General features: G+C 32.6%; 2 protein-coding genes. Both read left to right on the forward strand.

Translation table 11 applies throughout. The features are described 5' to 3' along the window. Positions 1-426: N-acetyltransferase (locus LJE08_RS13615; RefSeq protein WP_227403533.1), on the forward strand; the 426-nt coding region annotated here is incomplete at its 5' end. 27 nt (positions 427-453) lie between these two features. Further along, positions 454-894 carry a GNAT family N-acetyltransferase gene (locus LJE08_RS13620; protein ID WP_199593251.1) on the forward strand — a complete coding sequence of 147 codons (441 nt, stop codon included), beginning with the start codon at positions 454-456 and terminating at the stop codon, positions 892-894. The last annotated feature ends 24 nt before the right edge of the window (positions 895-918 follow it).

Genomic DNA, 918 nt, shown 5'->3' on the forward strand with positions numbered 1-918 from the left:
ATGATTAGAGAATTACAAAAAGCAGATATAAATAAAGTTGCAGATATATGGTTGGATACGAATGTGGTGACACATTATTTTATTTCTAAACAATATTGGCAAAATAATTTTGAATCGGTGAAGGAGTTGCTCTTGCAGGCAACTGTCTATGTCTATGAGGATAATCAAGAAATACAGGGATTTATAGGTCTAAATGATGAATATATTGAGGGCATTTTTGTTTCAAATGAAATGCAATCGCATGGCATAGGAAAAGCTCTTTTAAATTATGCAAAAAATAAACGAAGCAAATTATTTTTGAATGTATATCAAAAGAATATACGGGCAATAGCCTTTTATCAAAGAGAAGGATTTGAGATTCAGCATAGCGGTTTTGATGAAGCTACCGAAGAAAAAGAATATGTAATGGAATGGCAACAGAAATAGAATTAGGGGTTTATGGAGAAAATTGTTATGTGCAAAGACATTCAGATTAAAGAAGAGCGAATATCTTCAATTGAATATATTGAATTTTTAAAGCGTACGGATCTAGGATCACAGTATCCGAAGGAACGATTCGAAGAAAGAATGGCAAAGCTAGTTGATCATGTATCAATCAGTCTTATTGCAAGAAACAAGGATAATCAAATTGTCGGCGTTTTATTTGGATTGACCGACTATGCCTATTGGCTTTATATAACAGATTTAGGTGTAGACAGAGACTATTTACATCAAGAAATTGGCACGAAATTGATAAAAACAGCACATTCTTTAGCAGGCGGTAAAAAGGATATTGCTGTATATTTGGTTGCGAATGAAAATGCCATTGCATTTTACGAAAAATTAGGAATGAAAAAAGCAAATGATGTGATGGAATATAACCACATTGAATGGACACCTTTCACTGTAAAGTAATCAACGTAATGCAATAGATAAATC

The organism is Holdemanella sp. DFI.5.55, assembly GCF_020593575.1.
Taxonomy (GTDB): Bacteria; Bacillota_I; Bacilli_A; order Erysipelotrichales; family Erysipelotrichaceae; genus Holdemanella; species Holdemanella hominis.